This is a genomic window from Paenibacillus pseudetheri, from assembly GCF_924513355.1.
In the GTDB taxonomy this organism is placed as follows: domain Bacteria; phylum Bacillota; class Bacilli; order Paenibacillales; family Paenibacillaceae; genus Paenibacillus_AQ; species Paenibacillus_AQ pseudetheri.
Genome location: NZ_CAKMAB010000032.1, coordinates 35,717 through 56,092 on the forward strand (window position 1 = coordinate 35,717; position 20,376 = coordinate 56,092).

Below are 20,376 nucleotides of genomic sequence, written 5' to 3' on the forward strand. Positions count from 1 at the left end.
CATGTCTTCAGAAGTGACGCGTTAAGCCTTCTTCACCTTTAGGGGGGGAAGGTTTTTTGTTGTTTATGCATATTTGCTAAAAGAACATTCAATTGATAATCATTCTCAATACATATATAATGAATCCAAAGTACGGGGAAGCAGGGATGAGCATGGAGCGTAGCGATGGTCTGAATGCAGCAGAAACAATTGATGCCCATAAGACGCTTAGATGCGAAGGGTTTAATATTACTTACCAGTTGGACGGAAGCCACTTTGAGATAAAACCACCGGTCGAGTTAGGGGAGGGCAGCTGCCGAAGCCTGCTTACTCAGCGTTATCTTCAGATGACGGATTTTGATCTCCAATTTAATCGGGATATCGAAGCGAAGGGCGAGTTTAGAACACCTCGTACGGAGCTGATATTCTGTATGGGACATGGAATTGAATGGGGGACCTCGCTGAAGCAGGACTATTTTGCCATAGATACAGGAGAAAGTGTGCTGCTTCACGGCGGAATAAGAAGTGAAAATTGTATATACCTTAGCGGAGCGGGCTACAGATTCCTCAGCATAGATATGAGTCCGGCACAATTTGAGCGGATGACCAGCGGACTGACCGAGGATACACGGCTCCAAGCCGGAGGAGGAGCTGGGTTGTTTTTTTGCAAAAACGCTATCACACCATCTATCCGGCTCATTCTGTCTCAAATTGCGGATTGTTCCTATAGTCAGGGTATGCGGGAACTCTATCTGGAGGGGAAAATGCTGGAGCTAATGGCTGTCTATCTCAATGAATCTTTATTTGAAGCTGATCGGATTTCCCACACAGTCAAGCTATCTAGAGATGATATGGAGAGCCTGCGGCTAGCCAAGGAAATTCTGCAACGTGATTATTTACATCCACCGACGCTAGCAGGGCTCTCTCGCATTATTTGCCTCAATGAGTTCAAATTGAAGAAGGGCTTTAAGGAAATGTTCGGTTATACTGTCCATGCCTATGTGATTGAACAACGGATGCAAAGGGCACAGCAGCTGCTAGAACATGGAAATATGACGGTAAGTGAAGCAGCATCCAGAGTCGGATACGTGAATGTCAGCCATTTCTCAGCAGCCTTTCGTAAAAAATTCGGTGTGCGTCCTGGAGAGTATCTGATCAGTGGCAGACAGCGTTCTTTAGGAACAAGGATGTAAGCTCGCATCGAAAACAGATGCTCCTGATTTGGTTGATTATAATCCCGGAAACGGTAGCAACCATGAAGAGCGTTCCTATACACTAGTGCACAGAGAATCATTCTCAGTGCACTTTTTTTGTGCGTAATTATAAAGAGTGGGGGAACAGCTGTGAGTAAAACCAAAACTGGCATGTCGAGACTGTTGGAGATTGCCGGAGAGAAGCGAGGCCTGCTGATCCTGTCTGGTGTATTGTCATCTGTCAGCGCCGTGCTAATGCTGGTACCATTTTTGTCTGTTTATTTCATCTTGGCCGAGTTGCTTCGTCATGCTACATCAAGTTGCGGAGCATATCTTGTTATGACAAACGTCAGCAAATGGTAAGTTAAACGATCGAACGAAAAGAAAGCGGCGAGATTACTGAACAAACTCATCTTTCAAGACCAGCGGTGTAGACTAACACTTACAATACTTCGCATCTCGATTGTGAAATGGAGGTTTCTTGATGAAAGCGATGATCATTGAAAAATACGGGAAAAGTCCTCTTCTAATGGCAGACATACCAACACCTTCAGTAGGTGATTATGATGTGTTGGCAGAAATCCATTCGGCGAGTATTAATCCTATCGATTTCAAGGTGCGGGATAGCAAAACTCGTATGCTGTTGAAATACGATATGCCGCTTGTGTTAGGAAATGATTTCTCAGGGATAGTCACCAAAGTAGGAAACAAAGTAACAAAATTCAAAATAGGCAATGCAATATTCGGACGGCCAAGAAAGAATAGAATTGGAACCTTCGCAGAATATATATCCATACATGAGGACGATATAGCCTTAAAGCCTCAAAACCTTTCCTTTGAGGAAGCGGCGTCAATCCCATTAGTCGGGCTTACATCCTATCAAACATTACATGATATATTACAGCTATCGGCAGGGCAAAAGGTATTGATTCAAGCTGGTTCGGGCGGCGTTGGGACCTTTGCTGTCCAGCTTGCTAAAGCGATGGGAGTTTATGTGGCTACAACTACTAGCGATGCTGGAGCTAATCTGGTCAAATCTCTTGGGACCGATCAAATAATCAATTATAAAACAGAACAATTTGATAAGGTCTTACAAAATTATGATGGCGTATTCGATACCATTGGCGGAGAGACATTAGAGAAAGCTTTTAAAATAGTCAAACCAGGCGGACAAGTTGTATCGGTTTCTGGGCTGCCCAATGCACGCTTTGGAGAAAAATATGGGTCTGGCTTTATAAAAACGAGCCTTTTTCGATGGGTTACCCGTCAGCTAACAAAATTAGAGAAGCAATATAATGTAAAATACAGCTTCTTGTTCATGAAACCAAGCGGGAGACAATTGGAGATTATTTCGGAGCTTATAGAAGCAGGGAAAATAAAGCCTGTAATTGATCGAATATTCCCTTTTGAAGAAGCTCAGAAGGCGATGGAGTATTCTGAATTGGGCAGGGCAAAAGGAAAGATCGTATTAAAGATAAAGTGATAGGGAATTTAACCCAACTCGTAGAATATAACTACTTGTGCCAAGAAAGGAGAATTTCGATGTGTTTTCACTGTTATAGGAAGATAAGAATCCGCCACCTCCCCGAAACTAACGTGTTAAAGTAAGATACTACACAAATCATATGGGGTGTATCGGATGAAGATAAATAATGATTATTTGAAGGAACAATTAAAACATGTTTACTGGCTTAATGGAGGACCTTGTGCTGGGAAGACTACCATGACCAAGAAATTTGTAGAGGAACTAGGCTTTCAAACATTGGGGGATGATGTCTTAAAATATAGACCATTCACTAGTCGTGTTGAATACCCTGCCCTTCAATTTCCTAATCCTGATTTGGATTGGAATAAGTGGTTCAATAAACCGGTAGATGAGCACTGCCAGTGGCTATTTCAAATCGTCGAAGAGATGATGGACTTCTTTATCATTGATTTGTTGAAAATGTCTAATGACAAACCAATTATAATTGATCTGGGAATAATGCCTGAGCGTATACTACCGTTTATCCCAGAAGAGAGAATGATTTGTTTTTATACTTCTGACGAAGAGGTAGAGAGATTATATTACTTCAGAGAAGATCATAAGATGATTTTAGATTGTATTAACGCCTACACGATAAATCCAGAAGAAACGATTAAACACGGTAACAAATCTATGGTTAAGTTCTCCAATGAGATTAAGAAAGCTTGTACTAAAATGGGGATCAAAACCGTTGAAAGAACACCAAGTATGAGCGTGGAAGAACAATTTAGGTTACTTAGAGAACATTTTGGATTGTAGAGATGACCAAAAGGCAGATCTATTACAAAGACCCCTTCCTTGTTTAGGAGGGGGTTGTCTTTATATATTGGTGTAAATTTTAATATAAGTGCAACCCATCCTAGCAATTCTCTACTATATAGATAAGAGTGTTTAAAAGGAGAAGAACGAATGGAAGACCAAGGAATAATCCACCTATACTTACAGCGTTCACAGCAAGCAATTTTAGAGACTAAAAATAAATATGGGGCTTACTGCAGAGTCATTGCAAGAAACATTATTTCAAATTTTTCTGATGTTGAAGAGTGTGAGAACGATACATACTTAGCGGCATGGAATGCGATACCGCCTAATCTGCCTAGGAATTTTTCGGTATTTTTAGGGAGGATCACCCGTAATATTGCGCTTGATAAGTATGGTTATAATACAGCGAAAAAGCGTAATCGTGAGTTTGAAGTCATTCTAACGGAACTAGAAGAATGTCTAGCTTCGCCTGATACTGTAGAAACAGAGTATGAAGAAGGTGAGATCGCAAACTTAATAAATCAATTTTTATATGGCATAGATGAGCAAGCGAGAAACATATTTATTGGAAGGTACTGGTATTCCTATTCAATAGATGAGCTTTCTATGAGATTTAATATGAGTAGTAGTAAAGTGAAATCTATATTATTTAGGACAAGAAATAAACTTCGAGTTCATCTAGACAAAGAGGGGGTTAACCTATGAAAAAAGAAGATTTATTTAAGGAGATCGGACTCATTGATGAAAACTTAATTGCAGCGGCTGGGCACAATGGAACAGAGAAAAGGAAAAAAGGAATTTCTAAAAAGTGGGTTATTTTGGTTGCCTGTCTTGTCCTATATAGTTCAACCGCTTCAGCTTTATTAGCAACAGAATATTATAAAAATCAAAATTCAGAGCCTTACATACGTTATTTAAATGCTGAAGACATGGAGTTAGAGCCTGCTACTCAATATGATGCGGAAAAATTTCTACATGCATTAAAAAGCGATAATAATGAATATGTATATATTGCTATTAATAGGCTGGTAGAAAGCTTTAATGATCCCACGTTGAGAGTAAAAGCGTTAAAAGAACTTCAGCCATTTATAAAAAATGAGAATCAAAAAATCGCTGATGCGGCTGCTTTTGCCGCAGATATTCTCTCGAAAAGTTATCGGAGCCCATATATTGTTAAGTTAGCGGACGGAAGTATGATATTTACGTTGTTCAACAATTATTCGGATTATGGAAGTCAAAATGTCATTTGGAGAATCAAAGACAATGTGCTTAGTGAGTATTTAAGGTTTTCTACACCTTCTATGTATGTAAAAAAAATCATTCCTTCACCTAATCAGAAGTTAATTGCGGTCGTTACATGCTCAAATAAAAGTGATTTCGTTCAAATTAGCAATATTGAAGAGGGAATGACTAGTCCAGAGTTAATAGAATCTGCAAGAGTCAAATATGGTGCACAAAAAGAATTAGATACATGGATTCGCACTGATCATGAGAATTATAGCTATGCAGATAAGATCGTGTGGAAAGACAATGATACTTTAGCGTTTGAGGGTTCTCTTGCCTACCAGAATACTGAGATTATTAAGAATGTTTCTGTAAAGTATCAGTTTAGTAAAAAGATAATGGAAGTAAAAGAGCTTAATAAATCTAGGTGAGAGCATGCGCAGGAGAGTGATTTGAAAGTCGTGTAGACAACCAGATGAGGGGTTGTGACCGTCTGATAAACGTACTTTCTTTTCTTGTCCACATTTATACCTTACCAAAACGATGCAATTGCATTTAATGAATAATATCGATAATAAGGGAGGTTTTGGGGATGGGAAATAGAAAAGCTGGCGGTTATGACCCCGTGCAGATCTTTAACTCCACATCGTTTAATGCGTTTGGGAAAGTTGAATATGCATCCATCTTATGTAGTGATGACAATTATAATGTTCAGCGTGACGAGACTTGGAAAGCTTCTAGCCGTGGAGTCTGTTTGGTGACTAGAATCACTGCAACGGTTAGAACGCCGAGTGGAAATATTCAAGCGGAACCTTATACGTCTTCCGGCACTTCTTACAGTCAGTTTGCCATTATACAGGTAGGGGTAAATAAGTTCCAAGTGACGCGTGTTGTAAGTACCAAAAGACGCAAGTGAAATTGCATGCGGGGTATTATCAAGGATAGGCACCAAACATGAAAGACGACAGGCCAAAGATAAGAGGCTGGTCGTCTTTTTTTTGCTTTAATGTTTCTTATACCATAATATTCTGCGATGCATTGTGGAATCTTTCAAGAGCCGGAATGGGCGTAAGTCCGGTTGATAATTACCTTCAATGATCCAAATCCGGCAGTTTCTGTCGATGCCTATATCGAACCCGACTTGTCTAAGCTTTGGGTAACGCTCCCCCAGTCGTGTGGCAGCCAATAATGCGATCTGTTCCGCTTTGACAAGCAAGCTCCGATCTCCGATTCGGGCTAATTTGAGCGCCTCAAGGACTGGAATGGTGCGGCTAGCCACATTCGTGACCAGATATCCTTGCGCCGCAACCTTCGCGTATGATCCTGTCACGTTCCAAGTGGATGAAGTACTCTTTTGTCGCTGAACCATTATCCGAATGTCGAATGGCTTGTGTTGAAATTGGGCAAGCTGCAGACGCCTTTGGACAATATATCCACGACCTCTGTTTTTTTTACGGAACAATTTAAGTAACTTATCGCTGTCTGTCATGGTGAAGGCATTCTTTTCGTTATGAATACGATAGGCGTTTGCACCGTTTCGTTTAATGAACAGGATATCCCTTCCGTAACTCCCATTGCGAGGTTTCACTACGACGCTTTGATAGTGAAGCAGCATATTCGTTAATGCGTTCTTCTTAAGCAACTGTGTCTCTGGCAGCCGTCCGGCGAGAGAGGAACCTTTGTGAAGGATGCGATATTGCAACCATTTGTCTCTTTTGATTAACATTAGAACCACAGCCCTTTTCAATCTTCTACGGTAATTCTAAGTCAAATTAGGAATCAGCAAAAGTGGATATTCGTCCATATTTATGAGCCGAAGCAGGTGAAAAAGGTTTTTAGGCGGCTTAATTTCATTACCGTTCAGCTTCGGCTTTTCGGGGATTATTTATTGGTATTCGCCCACGCACTCTTTCCGCGAATGCATATGATGATTGTGCCTACTCATTGAAAGGAGCGATCACATATGGGATTTTTTCCAACGCCGGGAAGCGGCCAATTCCCAGGGTTCCCGGGTGGACCAGGAGGACCAGGAGGACCAGGAGGACCAGGTTTTCCAGGTGGATTTCCTGGGACTCCGGGACCTCAGGAGGTGCACCGGGAGGCGTTCAAGCGCCGACGGCACCTCCTCCGCAATTCGTACCGCAAATGTCGGCTACCACATTTGCCATCGACCCCGGTGCGATCAGACGCTGTATGTTCCGCAACACATACATTTGGTTGAACAACGGTGAGCAATTCTGGTTCTTCCCGGTATTTGTCGGGCGTAATTCTATTGCAGGGTTCAGATGGTTCGGTTTCTTCTGGGGGTACTTCGGTATTGATTTGAATCGGATTCGCTCGTTCACCTGCTTCTAAGGCAGACAGCGAAAGAGAACAGTCTGAGGGCTGTTCTCTTTGGGGGGTCCTTTATGGATTCGTATCCTGGTATTTGTCGATGTACAGCGTCCCGTCCAATTGGAGCTCTGCGTAAAATACTTGATCTAAAGAATGAATGTTGGCTTTCTTTAATTGTTGGTTGAGCCAGACAACAGAGACATCTATTTTAGTAAGATTTTTTTCTACGATCTTACCATCAACGATAAGCTCAGTAGGGATATTGTGAATAGGTGTAACGGTTGCTTTTATATCTTTTTTTGTTGCAGGCAGCAGTTCTTCTTTTTTCAACACGCTAAGTTTACCGTCAGGTTCCAGAATTGCAAATTCGACTTCTTCGGGTGAGAAGACATCCTTGCTCCGAAGCAACATGCTTAAATCGTCAATGTTGAGGTGCTGCTTAGCCAATGCCTTTTCCAGAATCTTACCTTGCTTGACGAGAATCGTAGGTTGGCCGTCGAGAATCTCACGTGCTTTGACAGAGCGCAATCCGATCAATGCCACACTGAATGCCAAGACCGACCATAAGACCAAGCTAGATATTCCTTGCAGCAGCGTGATTTGTCTGTTGACGATAATTTCCGCAGTGGTGGAGCCAAAGGTGATCCCTGTTACATAATTGAAGAACGTTAGATGTCCGACTTGTTTTTTACCGAGTAGACGCGTCAATATGAGTAGAGCAACGAAAGACGTTGCTGTACGAAATAGAATTTCTCCATATGTCATATGCTGAACCCCTTGCATAACAGATAGTCTTAAAGTGACCCCCATTTTCCTCACTTATACTTGTTAAGTGAAACGAATCGAATGAACATGGACGGCTGGACGAAGGTTTAGATAGGACATGCCGTTGTATTTTTAGTTAGAAACTGACAAAAAAGTATCCTGACCTTATAATTGTTTTATATATCCAAGTAGTGTCGCTGATCAGGAGGACGAAATGCAATTTCAACCAATGTATTATGACGGGGAATTATTTCTACCGAAGATTGAATTAAATATGATATTGAACCAATCGGTTGCTATTATAACGGACTTGAAGCGAAAGCAGCTTTTAATGAATCAATTAGTGGACCATTCTCAATATTATTTATTTCGGGCTGGGCAAAGCGAGTATATGCGTTTAACGGTGCAAGAGCTAATTACTTTTCTTATCCAAGTAACGGAGAGGAATGAGCGTGCCGCTTTGTTGATGGATTATTTTGTTCTAAAAGAAGAACGGAAGGTGAGGATTAAGGATCTAAGCTCATCGAAAAGGATGTATGTGACCTTGCTGCGTGTTTTTTTTGCGCATCAGCCTACACTTGTACTGGAGGAACCTTATTTTTACTTGGAAGAGCAGGATCGTCGTCAATTCAAACGGATTCTGGATGATCTTTCGCAAGAAAAGCAGATATTGATTTTAACTTCGAATTTAGAGGATGCTCTTATTTCCTGTGATACCATTTATCGGTTGAACGAGTCCGGATTTCATCCATTGGATATTCGGGACATCGAAGAGGATAAGCAGGAATTACGGAAACAAGACGAGACCAATATAACCTTGCAGAAGATCTCAACCAAAAGAAATGACAAAGTAATTTTATTTAATCCGCCTGAAATCGATTTTATAGAAAGTGTAGAGGGTTCGATCCTTGTTCATGTGGATGGGGAAAATTATGACTGTGCTTTGACGCTGACCGAACTCGAGCAAAGATTGTTAAATTTCGGTTTTTTTAGGTGTCATCGTTCCTACATTGTTAATCTGCAAAAAGTAAGAGAGATTATTACATGGACGAAGAATAGCTACAGCTTGCGGTTAAATACAGGTAAAGATGCCGTGGTTCCGTTATCCCGTTCAAAATTGTCTGAATTAAAAGCACTTCTGAACATTTAATTTCCTGGGTAATGTCGAACCAATCAAGTACGCTGTGGTACTATTCAGGCGATAACAGCTACATTTCGGCGGGTTTTGATGGCTTGAAGCATGCAATCTTTATATATTTAAGCCATCAATGCTAAGGAAGTGGTGTTAATGGATGTTATCCAAGTAGAACGTGTCCGTAAGAGATTTGGAAATAAAGATGCGTTGGCAGATGTGTCTTTTTCCATCCCGAAAGGGGAAATTTTTGGCTTCCTCGGTCCGAGCGGTTCAGGAAAAACGACATTAATCAAGATTTTAACTGCGCAATTAAATCCGACAAGTGGACAGGCAAGTGTATTTAACCAGCCATCGGAGATGATGCAGCAGTCTGCACAGAAGATGCGCTTCGGCATTTTGACGGATAACAGTGGTCTATATGAAAGATTATCGATTGAGGAAAATTTGGAGCTGTATCGTAAGTTATATGATCTTCCCAGATCTGCGGTCGATAAGGTGCTGCAGTTTGTAAACTTAAGAGGAGAGCGCAAAAAGAAAGTCAATCTCTTATCGAAAGGGATGCGTCAGCGTGTCATGTTGGCCTGCGCGATTATCCATGAGCCCGAAATATTATTTCTAGATGAACCTACTTCGGCTTTAGATCCGGTAAACTCAGCACATATTTATAAAGGCTTACGCTACTTAAATGACAAAGGGACAACGATTTTTTTAACTACGCATGATATGGCTGAGGCAGAATTAATATGTAACCGTGTAGCGATTCTGTATCAAGGACAAATCCAAACCATCGGTTCACCGAAGGATCTTAAACGACAGCACCGGAAGAATGTAGTTTGTGTTGAATTAATCAATGGGGAAGCTTACGAGCTCCCGATCGATGAGGGAACAGCTGATCAAATCGCGGATTGGATGAGACGAGGGTTAATTGACCGGTTAGAAACGATAGAGCCAAGTCTAGGTGATATTTTTATTAAAATGACAGGAAGTGAGTTACTATGAGTATCTCATTAAAACGTGTCCAGGCGATATTTGTGAAGGATTACAAAGAGTTTTCTCGCAATTATGCGATCTCTATTATGCTGATTTTTCCAATGATCATTGCACTTCTTTTTCGACGTTTAGACTCATCTGTGCCTGGAGTTTTCGCTATAGTTCTTAATCTTTCGTTTGTGTTAGTAGCCTGCTTTGCACAAGCATGCTTGATTGCGGAAGAAAAGGAGCGTAACACTTTAAGATCATTAATGATGACTCCGGCCACGACCATGGATGTTTTAATCGGTAAAAGTACTTTAGTCTTTGTAATGTCTGCTGTTGTTCTGGCTATTGTTACGTACATAATTGGTTATGAGCCAGCTAGTATATGGGCGTTTGTGTCAGAATTGATTCTTTCGATTATTCTATACACAGCACTCGGAACGATATGTGGTTTATTCTCCAAGACGGTGCTTGAAGCATCATTAGCTATACTTCCTGTGATGTTCGTATTCACTGGGGCACCCTGGGGAACGTTACTAGTGGATGATTTTCCTATCTTCAAAGTGCTGGAGTACGTACCAAGCACTCAACTTGTGTATTTCTTAGAAATAAGCAATATAAGCTTTACGACGCGAGAATTATTAAAACCTCTCCTCATTACTTTAGCATGGACAGTTGTGCTAACAGTAGTGTCTGTCATTTTGTATCAGCGGCGGTTGAAGGATGAGTAAGGGAGCTCTGAGGGGACTTTAGCCAGCCTTCGGTGGGTCTTTGGTAGGGGTGAAACCAAGCAGCCGACTGAGACTATACGACGATTATTCTCCAATTGAGGCTGTGATGTTGTCATGACGGGGCCTGCCGGGTAATAAAGATGATTAGAACTTTCAAATTTGGCTGAATTTGGATTGGGAGCCGAGGAAACGGAGGGAAAGATCATGGCGGCACAGACAGTATCAGGCATCAGCTCTGTACAGACCATTGCGGCCTACGGCGGTACACAGAGTGATGTCAGTTCCCTGGAGAAACAGCGGAACCGGCTGATGATGGAGCTGGATAAAGTGAATGCGGCACAAGGAAGTGAGAAGCAGACTCCTTATCGCCGGGAGCAGCTGCAGCGGCAAATCCGGCTGCTGGAGTCCCAACTCGTACAGAAAAGCGGGAGTAGCGCCGCCGTGAATTTTGTACCGGCTTCTCCGCTTCAAGATCACCTCCCCCTCTCGCGGATTGAGTGGAAGGGAGGCCTCAAGGGCATCGGTCTGACCGATCCCCGGACGGCGACGGTGAACTCGGAGGGCCATTTCGACGCGTTAATTTAGGCAAGCCAGCGAAGGTGCGAAAAGCGTCCGGTGATGAACCGGCTTTTCGCACCTCTTTTTTGAATAGGCGGTGAACCGTATCATAAGTAGCGGCAAGTTTCTATTGTACAACTCGAATCAAGTATGTAAAAATCGCCGGTGATATGATCAAAAGGAAAGGAGAGAGGACTTTCATGTACGAATGGAATGAAATGGTCCAACTAATGGTAGACTGGGTGGAGAGCAATATTACGGAGAATAAATCCCTATTGCAGATGTCGGAACAGCTAGGCTATTCACCCTATTATTGTTCCAGGCAGTTCAATCAATTAACCGGGATGACATTGCGAGATTACATCTGGACTCGAAGGATCAGCCGTGCCGCCCTGGAGCTCCGCGATACGGATCAGCGGGTTCTGGATATTGCCGTAAAGTATGGATTCTCATCACAAGAGGCGTTTACACGAGCATTCAACAAGGCATTTCAGCTCACCCCCGCAACCTACCAAAAAGCTCCCCGACCTATTCCGTTAGCTATTCGTCAGGAGGTATTCTCACCTTATCATTATTTGATCAAGGAGCGGGATAAGATGAGTAAGGTGCATTTGCAACCGGCGGAGATCAAAGTCGAGTTCATTCCGGCGCACAAATTTATCGGGATCTGGGACATGTCCGTAACAAACTATGGGGACTTCTGGGGAAACGGACACTCTTGTGATGAGATCAGCGGTACGTTGGAGAGTATGTCCAACCATGCCCTCCCTGGGCAACTTGGCCAGACGGCGGGATGGTTTTACCAGAATGGTCAAAAGGGGTACTTGTATGGAATCCCCGTTTCACTGGAGTATGATGGACCGATTCCGGAATGTATGGAATGCAGGGAAATTCCGGAATCGGAATATTTGGTCTTTTTCCACCCGCCTTTCGACTACCTGAAGGATAATGGCGCTGTTATGAGGACGACTGAAGAGGTAGCATGGAACTTCGACCCCCAAGGTATGGGATACAAATGGGATGAAGGGATCAAACAGGACTACCAACGACATTTCCCAGAGGGATATGGTTATGCAGTGTTACGACCTGTAAAAAAGATATAGCTGATTAAGGAATTATTTGAGCACAGACTATACCTTTAATAAAGTATGGGCCATCCCCAAAGGATGGCCTAAAAACTTGCCGTTACAGATATCGCGGAGAACCGTATCTTAAGTAGCGGCAAGTTTCTCCTAGGCACCCAGCAAAACTGTGCATGAGATGTCGGATGGATGCTGACGACACTTGCTATATTGTTAGTGAAGGGAGGTCATTCGAACATCCGTCGGAGACGCCTAACATCTGCGGCATTTGAGCTTCAAGCTGGAGAATTACGAGTTATGGATGTGGCGGTGAAATACAGATATAGCTCAGCAGACGCATTTTCTAGAGCTTTCCAAGCTTGCACGGTATTCTGCCCTCTTCGGTAAAGTTGCATGGCCCCTCATTAAAAGCCTATCCCCGCTTGACCTTTCAATTAAGCATTCAAGGTCGAAGTGCAGTGAACTATCGTATCATTGAAGAAGAGTCATTCTGTATCGTAGGCATTACGAGAAGGGTGCCTATCCAATTTAATGGCGTAAATCCGGAAATCGCATCTATGTGGAAAAGCTTAACTTGCGATGACATTGACCAGCTCAAAAAGCTCTCGAATGTTGAACCTCAGGGACTGATTCAAGCATCGGTGAATTTTTCTGAGGGGAGAATGGAAGAAAAGGGGGAACTTGACCATTATGTTGGCGTTGCTACAACCAAAGAATGCCCCGGAAATTTAACAAAACTAGATGTTATGCAGCAACATGGGCTGTATTCGAAGCCGTTGGACCATTTCCCGATACATTGCAAAATGTCTGGGGACGCATCTGTTCTGAATGGTTCCCTACCGCTAATTATGAGTTGGCAAGAGGCCCGGAGATTTTATGGAATGAGAGTAAGGATATATCTTCACCCACCTTCAGAAGTGAGGTTTGGATACCGGTTTTGGAAAAACAATAAACGGTGATTACTATTGCACTTCTGATTTGTCAGACCATCCCATAGAAAGATGGCCTTTTTTTGTTGTGGGGGATGGTTTGTAAAGTTCAGATTGACCCTTATTTTTACATATGAGAGAATAATGGAAATTTTAAAATGAAAGGAAAATAATGTATGAGCAATCTTTTCCGATTCATTCCTATTAGTCAATTAGCAGATAAATTTCCGGAAGGATCTTGGTGGGCGAAGTTTTACCAGGATTTCAGTGAAGAGCAGCTAGCCGCTTATTATGAAGGGGATTTGATGCTGCCTTCTCTTAATCTGGATTGGGAGCAGGCTTTCCCGCAACAAAAAGAGGTAATCTTCATTTTTATCGATGGGAATTTTACTGTAGACAATCTCTATAATAAAGAAACAGATGGTGGCATAGGGCTTATGGTAACCGGTAATTTGAATGCGAAAAATATAGCTGTAGGCGGTCAGGAAATCTATGTTTCGGGCAATCTGATGGTTGAGGAAATATTGTGCGGCACCTACAATCATGGGGAAACAATTGTTATAGGTGATCTTAGCGCTGCGGTTTTAGTTCAGGATGACGAGTACAGCATCAAAGTAGACGGGCAGAAATCTATTGCATGCTTAGTAAATGTATGGGAGGGAGACGGCGTATTTCAGGAGCTTCCGGTGGACATTCATGAGGTGTTTATTGATGAAGTTTTTCTGGATATGGATGAGGAGGACACGGAATTTTCCTTTTGCACGCTGGTGAATGTTATTGTAGAAGGGCGTTCCGCATTGAAAAAAGTAAATGAACCCCTCACGAGAAAGAAACCTGTTCATTTATATTTTACCCATAACACGATCAATGAGGAAAATATATTGAAATTGACTCAGTGTATTTTAATGACGGATGACAAACCATCTTTTGATTTTCAGGAGCAAGGCGTATTTTTCAAAGTTCAACTGGAGCATATTGATGCAGACGGGGATGCGCGGGATCTCAGCGTTTATATGAATGATAACCGGCATCACTATTATATTTGGCTGGAGCAAGATCATTCCATCGGTTTGTTGAGGAGAACCATAGATGAAGGGTCTGAGTGGGAGGATATTACAGAAGAGTCTCAGGAACAGCTAGCGGAGATTAGCGATTGCTGGACTATGTTGTTGACCTGTATTAATATGGCTGAGCTTTATTTACGAAACATTGAGGTCCAATATGTGCAAGACATTTTGCAACACGATGTGATTCAGGAATTATATTCGGAAGAGGAGGATGACGGGTTCTGGGACGGCTCCAAATGTTACAGCTTCCGTCAAGCGCATACGGACGAGGACGGAGACTACCTGCATGCTCGGATTGAAATCAAGACTCCGGATGAAGCGTATTATTTTTATACAGTGGATCATGGAACTTATGTTTCCCGGCATTATCAGCCGCCCAATCAATATGGCAAGCAGGACATGTCTTTTTTGGACCTTAGGCGCTGGGAGGCATCAGAGCAGTATTTTACAAGATTCAAGCAATTTATTGATCAGAAGATAGAGTTTGGTGTAAATAGTTAGGCTTGATGACGTTCTAAGAGGTGAGCTTTGTCGTCAAGGAGGTCACGCATCACTTATCACGCATCACGCATGGCAACCGATCTTCCACCGAGGAGACCAACATTGGCTGAAACAACAAAACAGGCGAGAAGGAAGCACCAGCTCTTCCTCCTCGCCTGTTTGTGTTCATGTATTTTGCCTAGGGTTTATCCATTTTACTACGGTGTTCCTTGGTTACCCCATGGATATACGTTAAGGTCGGGGAATCGACGGCCCCTAGCCCCCGGATTATAGGTAAAGGACGATGGTATCCCCGTGTTGCAGGTGATTTACAGGGTAGTTATAGTTACCGTTTCCTGTCGGGGTCATGGCTACGTTTAGCTGCTCTATTTCGATTTTTAATACCTACATCCCATCTGGTAGAATAGGGAAAACCATATTTCTCTATATTCTAGTAATTTGATTATAAGCTTTGGGAGGTAGACCATGGACAAAGAACTAATCGCACAGCTGACACAGTGGCATGAAGATGATGAACACCAGAAGATTGTAGACACCCTGATGGCGATTCCTCCAGCGGACAGAGATTACGAGGTAGTCAGCAGTCTGGCAAGAGCGTATAACAATTTGGGACGTTATGAAGAAGCGCTTGGACACTTCGCGATGATTGCGGAACAGGGGCAGAATGACCATCTGTGGCATTTTCGTGTGGGATATTCCTACTATTATTTGAATCGATATGAGGAAGCGGTGAGAGTGCTGAGTATTGCCCATGACCTCGATCCGGATGATGAGAATACGGCCCTATTTCTGAAATTCAGCCAGCGCAAGCTACGCAAAGAACAGCACGCCGCAGCCAGACAGGCAATCAGAGACCAGCATAATGATTCGGGGACGGCTGCACCTCCTTTTGAGGGGATGGATCTCTCCGACTTTTGGGACGATAGCGATTATGCGTTAAAAGAATATGTTTCTGCCCCGCCTACGGATGAACTGATTGTTTCTGTAGAAGAAGAACTCGGTTACAAGCTTCCTGCCTCTTATATCAGTCTGATGAAGCAGCACAATGGGGGAGTTCCTTATAATACTTATTTTCCGACGGAGGACGCGACCTCATGGGCTGAGGATCATATTGCGATTACGGGTATTATGGGCATCGGACGTGAGAAAAGCTATTCACTCTGCGGCGATCTCGGCAGCCCGTTTATGATTGAGGAGTGGGGATACCCTGACATTGGCGTGGTAATTTGTGATTGCCCTTCGGCAGGCCATGATGTCGTGATGCTGGATTACCGGAACTGTGGGAGGGACGGCGAACCCGAGGTGATTCATGTGGATCAGGAAGACAATTATGAGATTACGTTCTTGGCCCAAGACTTCGAGACGTTTATACGCGGCCTACTGAGTGATGAGGAATACGACACCTCTGAAGAAGATAAAGAGGAGGATTTGCGCAAAGTAGCCGTAGGCCAATTCTCGCCTTTGCTTGCCAAGCTGTGCAGCCATGTGCCTGAGGTAGATCAGCTTGAGCAGAAGATCCGTAGAGTCTGTACCCGAATCGTAGAAGAGAAGGGACACTTTTCCTTTCATGCGGATGAGCTTTCTACTCTGATGTACGATGTGCAGTTCTGGCTGTATACTAGCTCTTATCCGAATACGAACCGTCAACAATATCTGGATGTATATGAGAAAATGATCGCTTTTGGCGGCGAGTTCGGTCAAGGCGGGTATGCTCCGAGATGGATCAGCGACTGGCTGGATGGGCGAATACGGGAAGGGCTGATTGTTCAGAAAAACGGGGTGCTTTGCTTCACGGATCAAGCCCGCTCTGAGGTCATTGCACGGCTGGAAGCAGAATCCGCAGAAGAGGACGTTGCCCCTTTTATACTCGTGGATCAGCAAGGTGGAGGCATGTCTGTCATTCTAAATGTGGGTAGCTACCGATCGGAAGTGTTCGAGGCCCGGGCAGACGAAGGATTTGAAGGCAACGGGTACGATTGGGCTTCTTTGGCGGCTGTGTTTGTGAACGAATATATGCCTGAATGGGTAGATACGATTCATTTTGACCCGGAAGCGGATATGTTCTGTGCTTGTTCGGAGAATAGCGAAGCTATTAAGCAGTTCGCGGTGCGGTTGAAGCAGGCCTGTGAAAATGAGACGTTGATCCGGGATCTTTTTTCCCGCGCGGAGCTCGATTGATCACAACAGTATTCAGGGGCTCGGTCACACAGAAGGTTGAGAGAATGCGTCAGGTATAAAAAGGCAGGGAGTTCATAGCAAGAAACGATTACGAAAAGAATAAGGCAAAAATGTTGATGGTAAAAAGCTGCCTCAATGCTAGCCTGTTGATCTATCGTGTACCAGTTCGAGCAGTCTGTTCGTATTCATTATGGGCTAATGAAGGATGGTCTAACAGATGCAAAGGGTAATCCAAAATTGCTCGCACACACCGCTTTAGTGTTATCACTACAAGACACACTAATCGTCGGCATTCCACTTTGGATACAGCGTATTATTTTTTGTCTAATCATTAACCGCGCAAGTAAAAAGGGGACTTATGTAAAACTGGTGAAGTATACAGGAAGTCCTGTTTAATCTCTATGATTCTACCGTCGGAAACTATGGGGATGACTAAGCCCCTAGATGATTATTTTTGATATAATATAGTTAAATTTTTAGTTATTGTATCCTGTTGATAGGGAATAATGAGAGAAAAGGAGAGATGGAAATGACGTATATCGTTGATTTTAAAAATGTGTCGATGGTCGGAGTGGAGTCTTCACCTGTAGCAGAGGCGCTTGCCGGTTTACGTGCGAATGAAGCTCGTTACTTTATGAACAAGTACAAGCATGAATTTACAGTTGTCCCAGCTAGCGAAAGCCAGGAAAACCTTGATTATGTGAGCCGAATTTTAAAAGAAGAACGTAATATTGAGTTTGCGGCAAAACCTTTAGAAACGTCGCGTTTTCAAGTGGAAAATATTAAATTCACTTATGTCTTTTATGAAGACGGACTTGAGGTTAATGTCATGTATACGGTTGATGATCCTAAGAAGCGAGCCGTTGGTTTTAAGCTTTCTGAGGGGATGGAGATACCAAAGGAGTTAGAAGAGAAGTTTAAATTTGCTAGGCAGAAGTCTAAACTAGCCGGTACAATCCGTGGCTCGTATTTTGTAATCAAAGGAGAGTATTAAAGGAGTAAGAATAATACAAGCCTCTATTCCGAGTGGCGGGATAGAGGCTTTATTTATTTGATATCTGCATAAGCCAAGTATCTTAAAATGAGGGCGTAACCAAGGGATTCACGGTAACTGTAACCATCGGACCAAGTAATTTAAAGTCCATACTTTCTTTTAATTTATCTAATCCTGCGGAAATGATTTTACAGAATTATCTCCGAAAGGCGATGTATCCCCTGCTCAATTGATGCTTCATCTACTTTTGCAAACCCTAATACCCATCCCTTTCTTTTGCTATCCAGACAATAGGGTCCAAGAGGGTAAACACGTATTCCATGTTGTAGGGCTAAATTTGTCACAGTTTCTTCGTCGTATGATTCCTCAGCCTCAAGTAACATATGCAATCCTGTTTCTACTCCACTGAGTGTAAAACGCTCCCCTAAACCACTAGCCATAATAGCTTTTGTCATGACTTCGTGCCTTCTTCGATATACATTTCTGACTCTTCTCATATGCCGCATAAAATGACCATTTTTAATGAAATGGGTTAGTGTTAGCTGATCCATAATCGGAAGATGACGGTAAGTCAGCTCCTGTACCTTCGCTAGTTGAGCGATTGCCTCGACTGAACCTATAATAGCTGAAATACGAATGCCAGGAGCAATCATTTTAGAGAAACTCATGAGATACAAAGTATTATTGGATGCCTGACTAAACAACGTTGGCAGCGGCTCCCCACGATACCGGAATTCACTATCATAATCGTCTTCAATGATCCAAAACCGTTCTTGAACCGCTTTATGTAGCAATTGTTGCCGACGGGGCTCCGACATAACGACCCCTACTGCGCACTGGTGAGAAGGGGTGGTAAAGATCAGTTTGGATTGAGGGTGAATATGCTCCACCACTAAACCATACTCATCAACGGGAACAGGTACCACATTCATTCGTCGATATTTCATCGCCATCCAAGCAGCTGGGAAACCTGGATCTTCTACTGAAACTGTGTCCCCATCAGCTAAAAGCGACTGTGCGATCAAGTCGATACTATGTTGAGCTCCTGAGGTCAACAGAATCTGATTGGGTTGGATATGTATGCCCCGTTCAAGGGATAAATAACGTTGTATTTGCTCACGTAATGGTGTGTAACCGTAGCAATTACCGTAAGCCCAGCTTGATAAATCCATTTCAGCGGATGCGTGGAGCAGCGATTGCCGCCAGCTTTTTTGAAATTGTTCATCCAAATAGGGTTCATGAGGACTGAAATCAATATCCACTTCTAGCTGTTCTTTACCTCTGAACCAGTCATGTAAATGATCAACAGCTGAGTCTAACAAGGAGAGTGAAGGAGGTGTGGGACCCTCTGTTTCTATTTCCTTCGTTGAAACATTGAATTGCTTCCATTTACTAACTCGCGTTCCTCCTCGGCGAGAGGTAACTGTATAACCTCGACTTAACAATTCCTCATAGACGATCTGTATAGTTGAGCGTGAGACACCTACGATGTGAGCTAGTTCGCGGGTAGGTATTAGTAATTCTCCTGGCGCCCAGACTCCGCTAGTAATATTATGAATCGCTTGATCAAGCAATTGCTGCCAGATCGGTCTCTTATCATTACGAATTACTTTCATCATCGTACACACCTCCAAATAGAAGCCTATCATAATAATATTAATTATGGATTGCTCTAAACGGTGATTTTTGGATATTTTAATGCAATCCATACATTGATATACTACCGTAACAACGCTGGTATTCGCAATTTGGTCGTTGCCGCACACTAGAGTTAAAGGAGAGATATCAATATGAATTCGGTTCGTTACAAGAGCAGGGAATGCCTGGATCAAGAGAAGATTGAAAGGTTCCTTAAGCAAGCGAGATTGGGTTATCTGGGGTTGGTTGATGGTAATCTCCCCTATGTTGTACCACTTAATTATGTATGGACTGAAGGGAAACTCTATTTTCACGGGGCTGGAGACGGAAGGCGTAATCAGGTGATGAGTGATAATTCAGAGGTGTGTTTTACGGTATGTGAGGAATACGGAACCATTACGGATCCGGTACCTGCGAAAACGGATACAGCTTATATGAGCGTAATGATATTCGGACAAGCAGAACCGATCACAGATTTGGATGAAGCCACTCATGTACTTCAGGAAATGATGAATAAATATGTACCGGGTTACTATAATCGGCCCTTGTCCAAGCAGCATGTGGAGAAGTATAGGTCAGCTGTATTCGGCGGTCCGGTTCAAGTTTATCGGGTCATTCCGAGCCATATGACGGCAAAAGAGAGTCCTATTGAAGCAGAAAAAATGTATAAAAAGAGCATGGAGAATGAACGTCAAGTTTAACCACAAGAGATGCTGGTTTCGTTAGAAATTTCATCAAAAAAAAGCCTTTTGGAATAAAATCCAAAGGCTTTTTGTATGCTTATTTTTTTCAAGACCTTATTCAAC

20 protein-coding genes and 3 pseudogenes are annotated in these 20,376 nt (G+C 42.9%); 20 read left to right on the forward strand and 3 right to left on the reverse strand.

Annotated elements, in window-relative coordinates:
- Positions 1-119 precede the first annotated feature (119 nt).
- The 7 genes from L1028_RS22580 (at position 120) to L1028_RS22610 (ending at position 5,599) form a co-directional block, all read left to right on the forward strand.
- On the forward strand, positions 120-1,172 hold the full coding sequence (locus L1028_RS22580) for a helix-turn-helix transcriptional regulator (protein ID WP_234539932.1): 1,053 nt from the start codon (positions 120-122) through the stop codon (positions 1,170-1,172).
- Positions 1,173-1,322: 150 nt separating this feature from the next.
- Complete coding sequence (locus L1028_RS22585; RefSeq protein ID WP_234539999.1) at positions 1,323-1,535, forward strand: hypothetical protein; 213 nt, start codon at positions 1,323-1,325, stop codon at positions 1,533-1,535.
- Positions 1,536-1,656: 121 nt separating this feature from the next.
- Positions 1,657-2,655 (forward strand): NADP-dependent oxidoreductase, encoded by a 999-nt coding sequence (locus L1028_RS22590; protein ID WP_234539935.1) that lies wholly within the window; start codon positions 1,657-1,659, stop codon positions 2,653-2,655.
- Between the two features lie 156 nt (positions 2,656-2,811).
- Positions 2,812-3,456 carry a DEAD/DEAH box helicase family protein gene (locus L1028_RS22595; protein ID WP_234539938.1) on the forward strand — a complete coding sequence of 215 codons (645 nt, stop codon included), beginning with the start codon at positions 2,812-2,814 and terminating at the stop codon, positions 3,454-3,456.
- A gap of 150 nt (positions 3,457-3,606) precedes the next feature.
- The gene (locus tag L1028_RS22600) at positions 3,607-4,164 is read left to right on the forward strand and encodes an RNA polymerase sigma factor (protein WP_076300428.1); all 558 of its coding nucleotides are present in this window, start codon (positions 3,607-3,609) and stop codon (positions 4,162-4,164) included.
- On the forward strand, positions 4,161-5,114 hold the full coding sequence (locus L1028_RS22605) for a hypothetical protein (protein WP_234539940.1): 954 nt from the start codon (positions 4,161-4,163) through the stop codon (positions 5,112-5,114). The genes L1028_RS22600 and L1028_RS22605 overlap by 4 nt, the downstream gene beginning before the upstream one ends.
- A 161-nt stretch (positions 5,115-5,275) precedes the next feature.
- A complete protein-coding gene (locus L1028_RS22610) occupies positions 5,276-5,599 on the forward strand; it encodes a hypothetical protein (RefSeq protein ID WP_234539942.1) in 324 nt (107 codons plus the stop codon).
- An 87-nt stretch (positions 5,600-5,686) separates the two neighbouring features.
- Here L1028_RS22610 and L1028_RS22615 read toward each other — a convergent pair whose 3' ends face one another.
- The gene (locus L1028_RS22615) at positions 5,687-6,409 is read right to left on the reverse strand and encodes a YheC/YheD family protein (protein WP_234539944.1); all 723 of its coding nucleotides are present in this window, start codon (positions 6,407-6,409) and stop codon (positions 5,687-5,689) included.
- A gap of 237 nt (positions 6,410-6,646) precedes the next feature.
- Between L1028_RS22615 and L1028_RS31760 the strand changes: the two are divergent.
- A pseudogene (locus tag L1028_RS31760) lies at positions 6,647-7,038 on the forward strand (collagen-like protein).
- 51 nt (positions 7,039-7,089) lie between these two features.
- Here the strand turns inward: L1028_RS31760 and L1028_RS22625 are convergent.
- The gene (locus tag L1028_RS22625) at positions 7,090-7,782 is read right to left on the reverse strand and encodes a YetF domain-containing protein (protein WP_234539948.1); all 693 of its coding nucleotides are present in this window, start codon (positions 7,780-7,782) and stop codon (positions 7,090-7,092) included.
- A 214-nt stretch (positions 7,783-7,996) separates the two neighbouring features.
- Here L1028_RS22625 and L1028_RS22630 point away from each other — a divergent pair, with 214 nt between their 5' ends.
- From L1028_RS22630 to L1028_RS22675, 11 genes and pseudogenes are all read left to right on the forward strand, one after another.
- Positions 7,997-8,932 (forward strand): LytTR family transcriptional regulator DNA-binding domain-containing protein, encoded by a 936-nt coding sequence (locus tag L1028_RS22630; RefSeq protein WP_234539951.1) that lies wholly within the window; start codon positions 7,997-7,999, stop codon positions 8,930-8,932.
- A gap of 138 nt (positions 8,933-9,070) precedes the next feature.
- A complete protein-coding gene (locus tag L1028_RS22635) occupies positions 9,071-9,916 on the forward strand; it encodes an ABC transporter ATP-binding protein (RefSeq protein WP_234539953.1) in 846 nt (281 codons plus the stop codon).
- Positions 9,913-10,623, forward strand: a complete 711-nt coding sequence (locus L1028_RS22640) for an ABC transporter permease (RefSeq protein ID WP_234539955.1) — start codon at positions 9,913-9,915, stop codon at positions 10,621-10,623. The genes L1028_RS22635 and L1028_RS22640 overlap by 4 nt, the downstream gene beginning before the upstream one ends.
- A 204-nt stretch (positions 10,624-10,827) precedes the next feature.
- On the forward strand, positions 10,828-11,208 hold the full coding sequence (locus L1028_RS22645) for a FlxA-like family protein (RefSeq protein ID WP_234539958.1): 381 nt from the start codon (positions 10,828-10,830) through the stop codon (positions 11,206-11,208).
- Between the two features lie 173 nt (positions 11,209-11,381).
- On the forward strand, positions 11,382-12,284 hold the full coding sequence (locus L1028_RS22650) for a helix-turn-helix transcriptional regulator (protein ID WP_234539960.1): 903 nt from the start codon (positions 11,382-11,384) through the stop codon (positions 12,282-12,284).
- A gap of 216 nt (positions 12,285-12,500) precedes the next feature.
- Positions 12,501-13,215, forward strand: a pseudogene (locus L1028_RS22655) (GyrI-like domain-containing protein); the annotation flags it as partial.
- Between the two features lie 153 nt (positions 13,216-13,368).
- Positions 13,369-14,760 carry a hypothetical protein gene (locus L1028_RS22660; protein ID WP_234539962.1) on the forward strand — a complete coding sequence of 464 codons (1,392 nt, stop codon included), beginning with the start codon at positions 13,369-13,371 and terminating at the stop codon, positions 14,758-14,760.
- Between the two features lie 465 nt (positions 14,761-15,225).
- Positions 15,226-16,596 (forward strand): annotated as a pseudogene (locus tag L1028_RS22665) (SMI1/KNR4 family protein); the annotation flags it as partial.
- Between the two features lie 33 nt (positions 16,597-16,629).
- Complete coding sequence (locus tag L1028_RS31765; protein WP_423803078.1) at positions 16,630-16,938, forward strand: immunity 51 family protein; 309 nt, start codon at positions 16,630-16,632, stop codon at positions 16,936-16,938.
- 156 nt (positions 16,939-17,094) lie between these two features.
- Positions 17,095-17,334, forward strand: coding sequence for a hypothetical protein (locus L1028_RS22670; RefSeq protein ID WP_234539966.1), 240 nt, complete (start codon positions 17,095-17,097; stop codon positions 17,332-17,334).
- A 133-nt stretch (positions 17,335-17,467) separates the two neighbouring features.
- Positions 17,468-17,932, forward strand: a complete 465-nt coding sequence (locus L1028_RS22675; RefSeq protein WP_234539967.1) for a phage tail protein — start codon at positions 17,468-17,470, stop codon at positions 17,930-17,932.
- A gap of 188 nt (positions 17,933-18,120) precedes the next feature.
- Here L1028_RS22675 and pdxR read toward each other — a convergent pair whose 3' ends face one another.
- The gene (pdxR, locus tag L1028_RS22680; protein WP_234539969.1) at positions 18,121-19,551 is read right to left on the reverse strand and encodes a MocR-like pyridoxine biosynthesis transcription factor PdxR; all 1,431 of its coding nucleotides are present in this window, start codon (positions 19,549-19,551) and stop codon (positions 18,121-18,123) included.
- A gap of 171 nt (positions 19,552-19,722) precedes the next feature.
- On the opposite strand from pdxR, the gene L1028_RS22685 reads away from it, so the two are divergent.
- Entirely contained in the window at positions 19,723-20,271 is a 549-nt protein-coding gene (locus tag L1028_RS22685; RefSeq protein WP_234539971.1) for a pyridoxamine 5'-phosphate oxidase family protein, read from the forward strand.
- The last annotated feature ends 105 nt before the right edge of the window (positions 20,272-20,376 follow it).

Coding starts and splice junctions, on each gene's coding strand:
- L1028_RS22580 (WP_234539932.1), top strand. CDS start 120: ATGAATCCAAAGTACGGGGAAGCAGGGATGAGCATGGAGCGTAGCGAT.
- L1028_RS22590 (WP_234539935.1), top strand. CDS start 1,657: ATGAAAGCGATGATCATTGAAAAATACGGGAAAAGTCCTCTTCTAATG.
- L1028_RS22595 (WP_234539938.1), top strand. CDS start 2,812: ATGAAGATAAATAATGATTATTTGAAGGAACAATTAAAACATGTTTAC.
- L1028_RS22600 (WP_076300428.1), top strand. CDS start 3,607: ATGGAAGACCAAGGAATAATCCACCTATACTTACAGCGTTCACAGCAA.
- L1028_RS22605 (WP_234539940.1), top strand. CDS start 4,161: ATGAAAAAAGAAGATTTATTTAAGGAGATCGGACTCATTGATGAAAAC.
- L1028_RS22610 (WP_234539942.1), top strand. CDS start 5,276: ATGGGAAATAGAAAAGCTGGCGGTTATGACCCCGTGCAGATCTTTAAC.
- L1028_RS22615 (WP_234539944.1), bottom strand. CDS start 6,409: ATGTTAATCAAAAGAGACAAATGGTTGCAATATCGCATCCTTCACAAA.
- L1028_RS22625 (WP_234539948.1), bottom strand. CDS start 7,782: ATGACATATGGAGAAATTCTATTTCGTACAGCAACGTCTTTCGTTGCT.
- L1028_RS22630 (WP_234539951.1), top strand. CDS start 7,997: ATGCAATTTCAACCAATGTATTATGACGGGGAATTATTTCTACCGAAG.
- L1028_RS22635 (WP_234539953.1), top strand. CDS start 9,071: ATGGATGTTATCCAAGTAGAACGTGTCCGTAAGAGATTTGGAAATAAA.
- L1028_RS22640 (WP_234539955.1), top strand. CDS start 9,913: ATGAGTATCTCATTAAAACGTGTCCAGGCGATATTTGTGAAGGATTAC.
- L1028_RS22645 (WP_234539958.1), top strand. CDS start 10,828: ATGGCGGCACAGACAGTATCAGGCATCAGCTCTGTACAGACCATTGCG.
- L1028_RS22650 (WP_234539960.1), top strand. CDS start 11,382: ATGTACGAATGGAATGAAATGGTCCAACTAATGGTAGACTGGGTGGAG.
- L1028_RS22660 (WP_234539962.1), top strand. CDS start 13,369: ATGAGCAATCTTTTCCGATTCATTCCTATTAGTCAATTAGCAGATAAA.
- L1028_RS22675 (WP_234539967.1), top strand. CDS start 17,468: ATGACGTATATCGTTGATTTTAAAAATGTGTCGATGGTCGGAGTGGAG.
- pdxR (WP_234539969.1), bottom strand. CDS start 19,551: ATGATGAAAGTAATTCGTAATGATAAGAGACCGATCTGGCAGCAATTG.
- L1028_RS22685 (WP_234539971.1), top strand. CDS start 19,723: ATGAATTCGGTTCGTTACAAGAGCAGGGAATGCCTGGATCAAGAGAAG.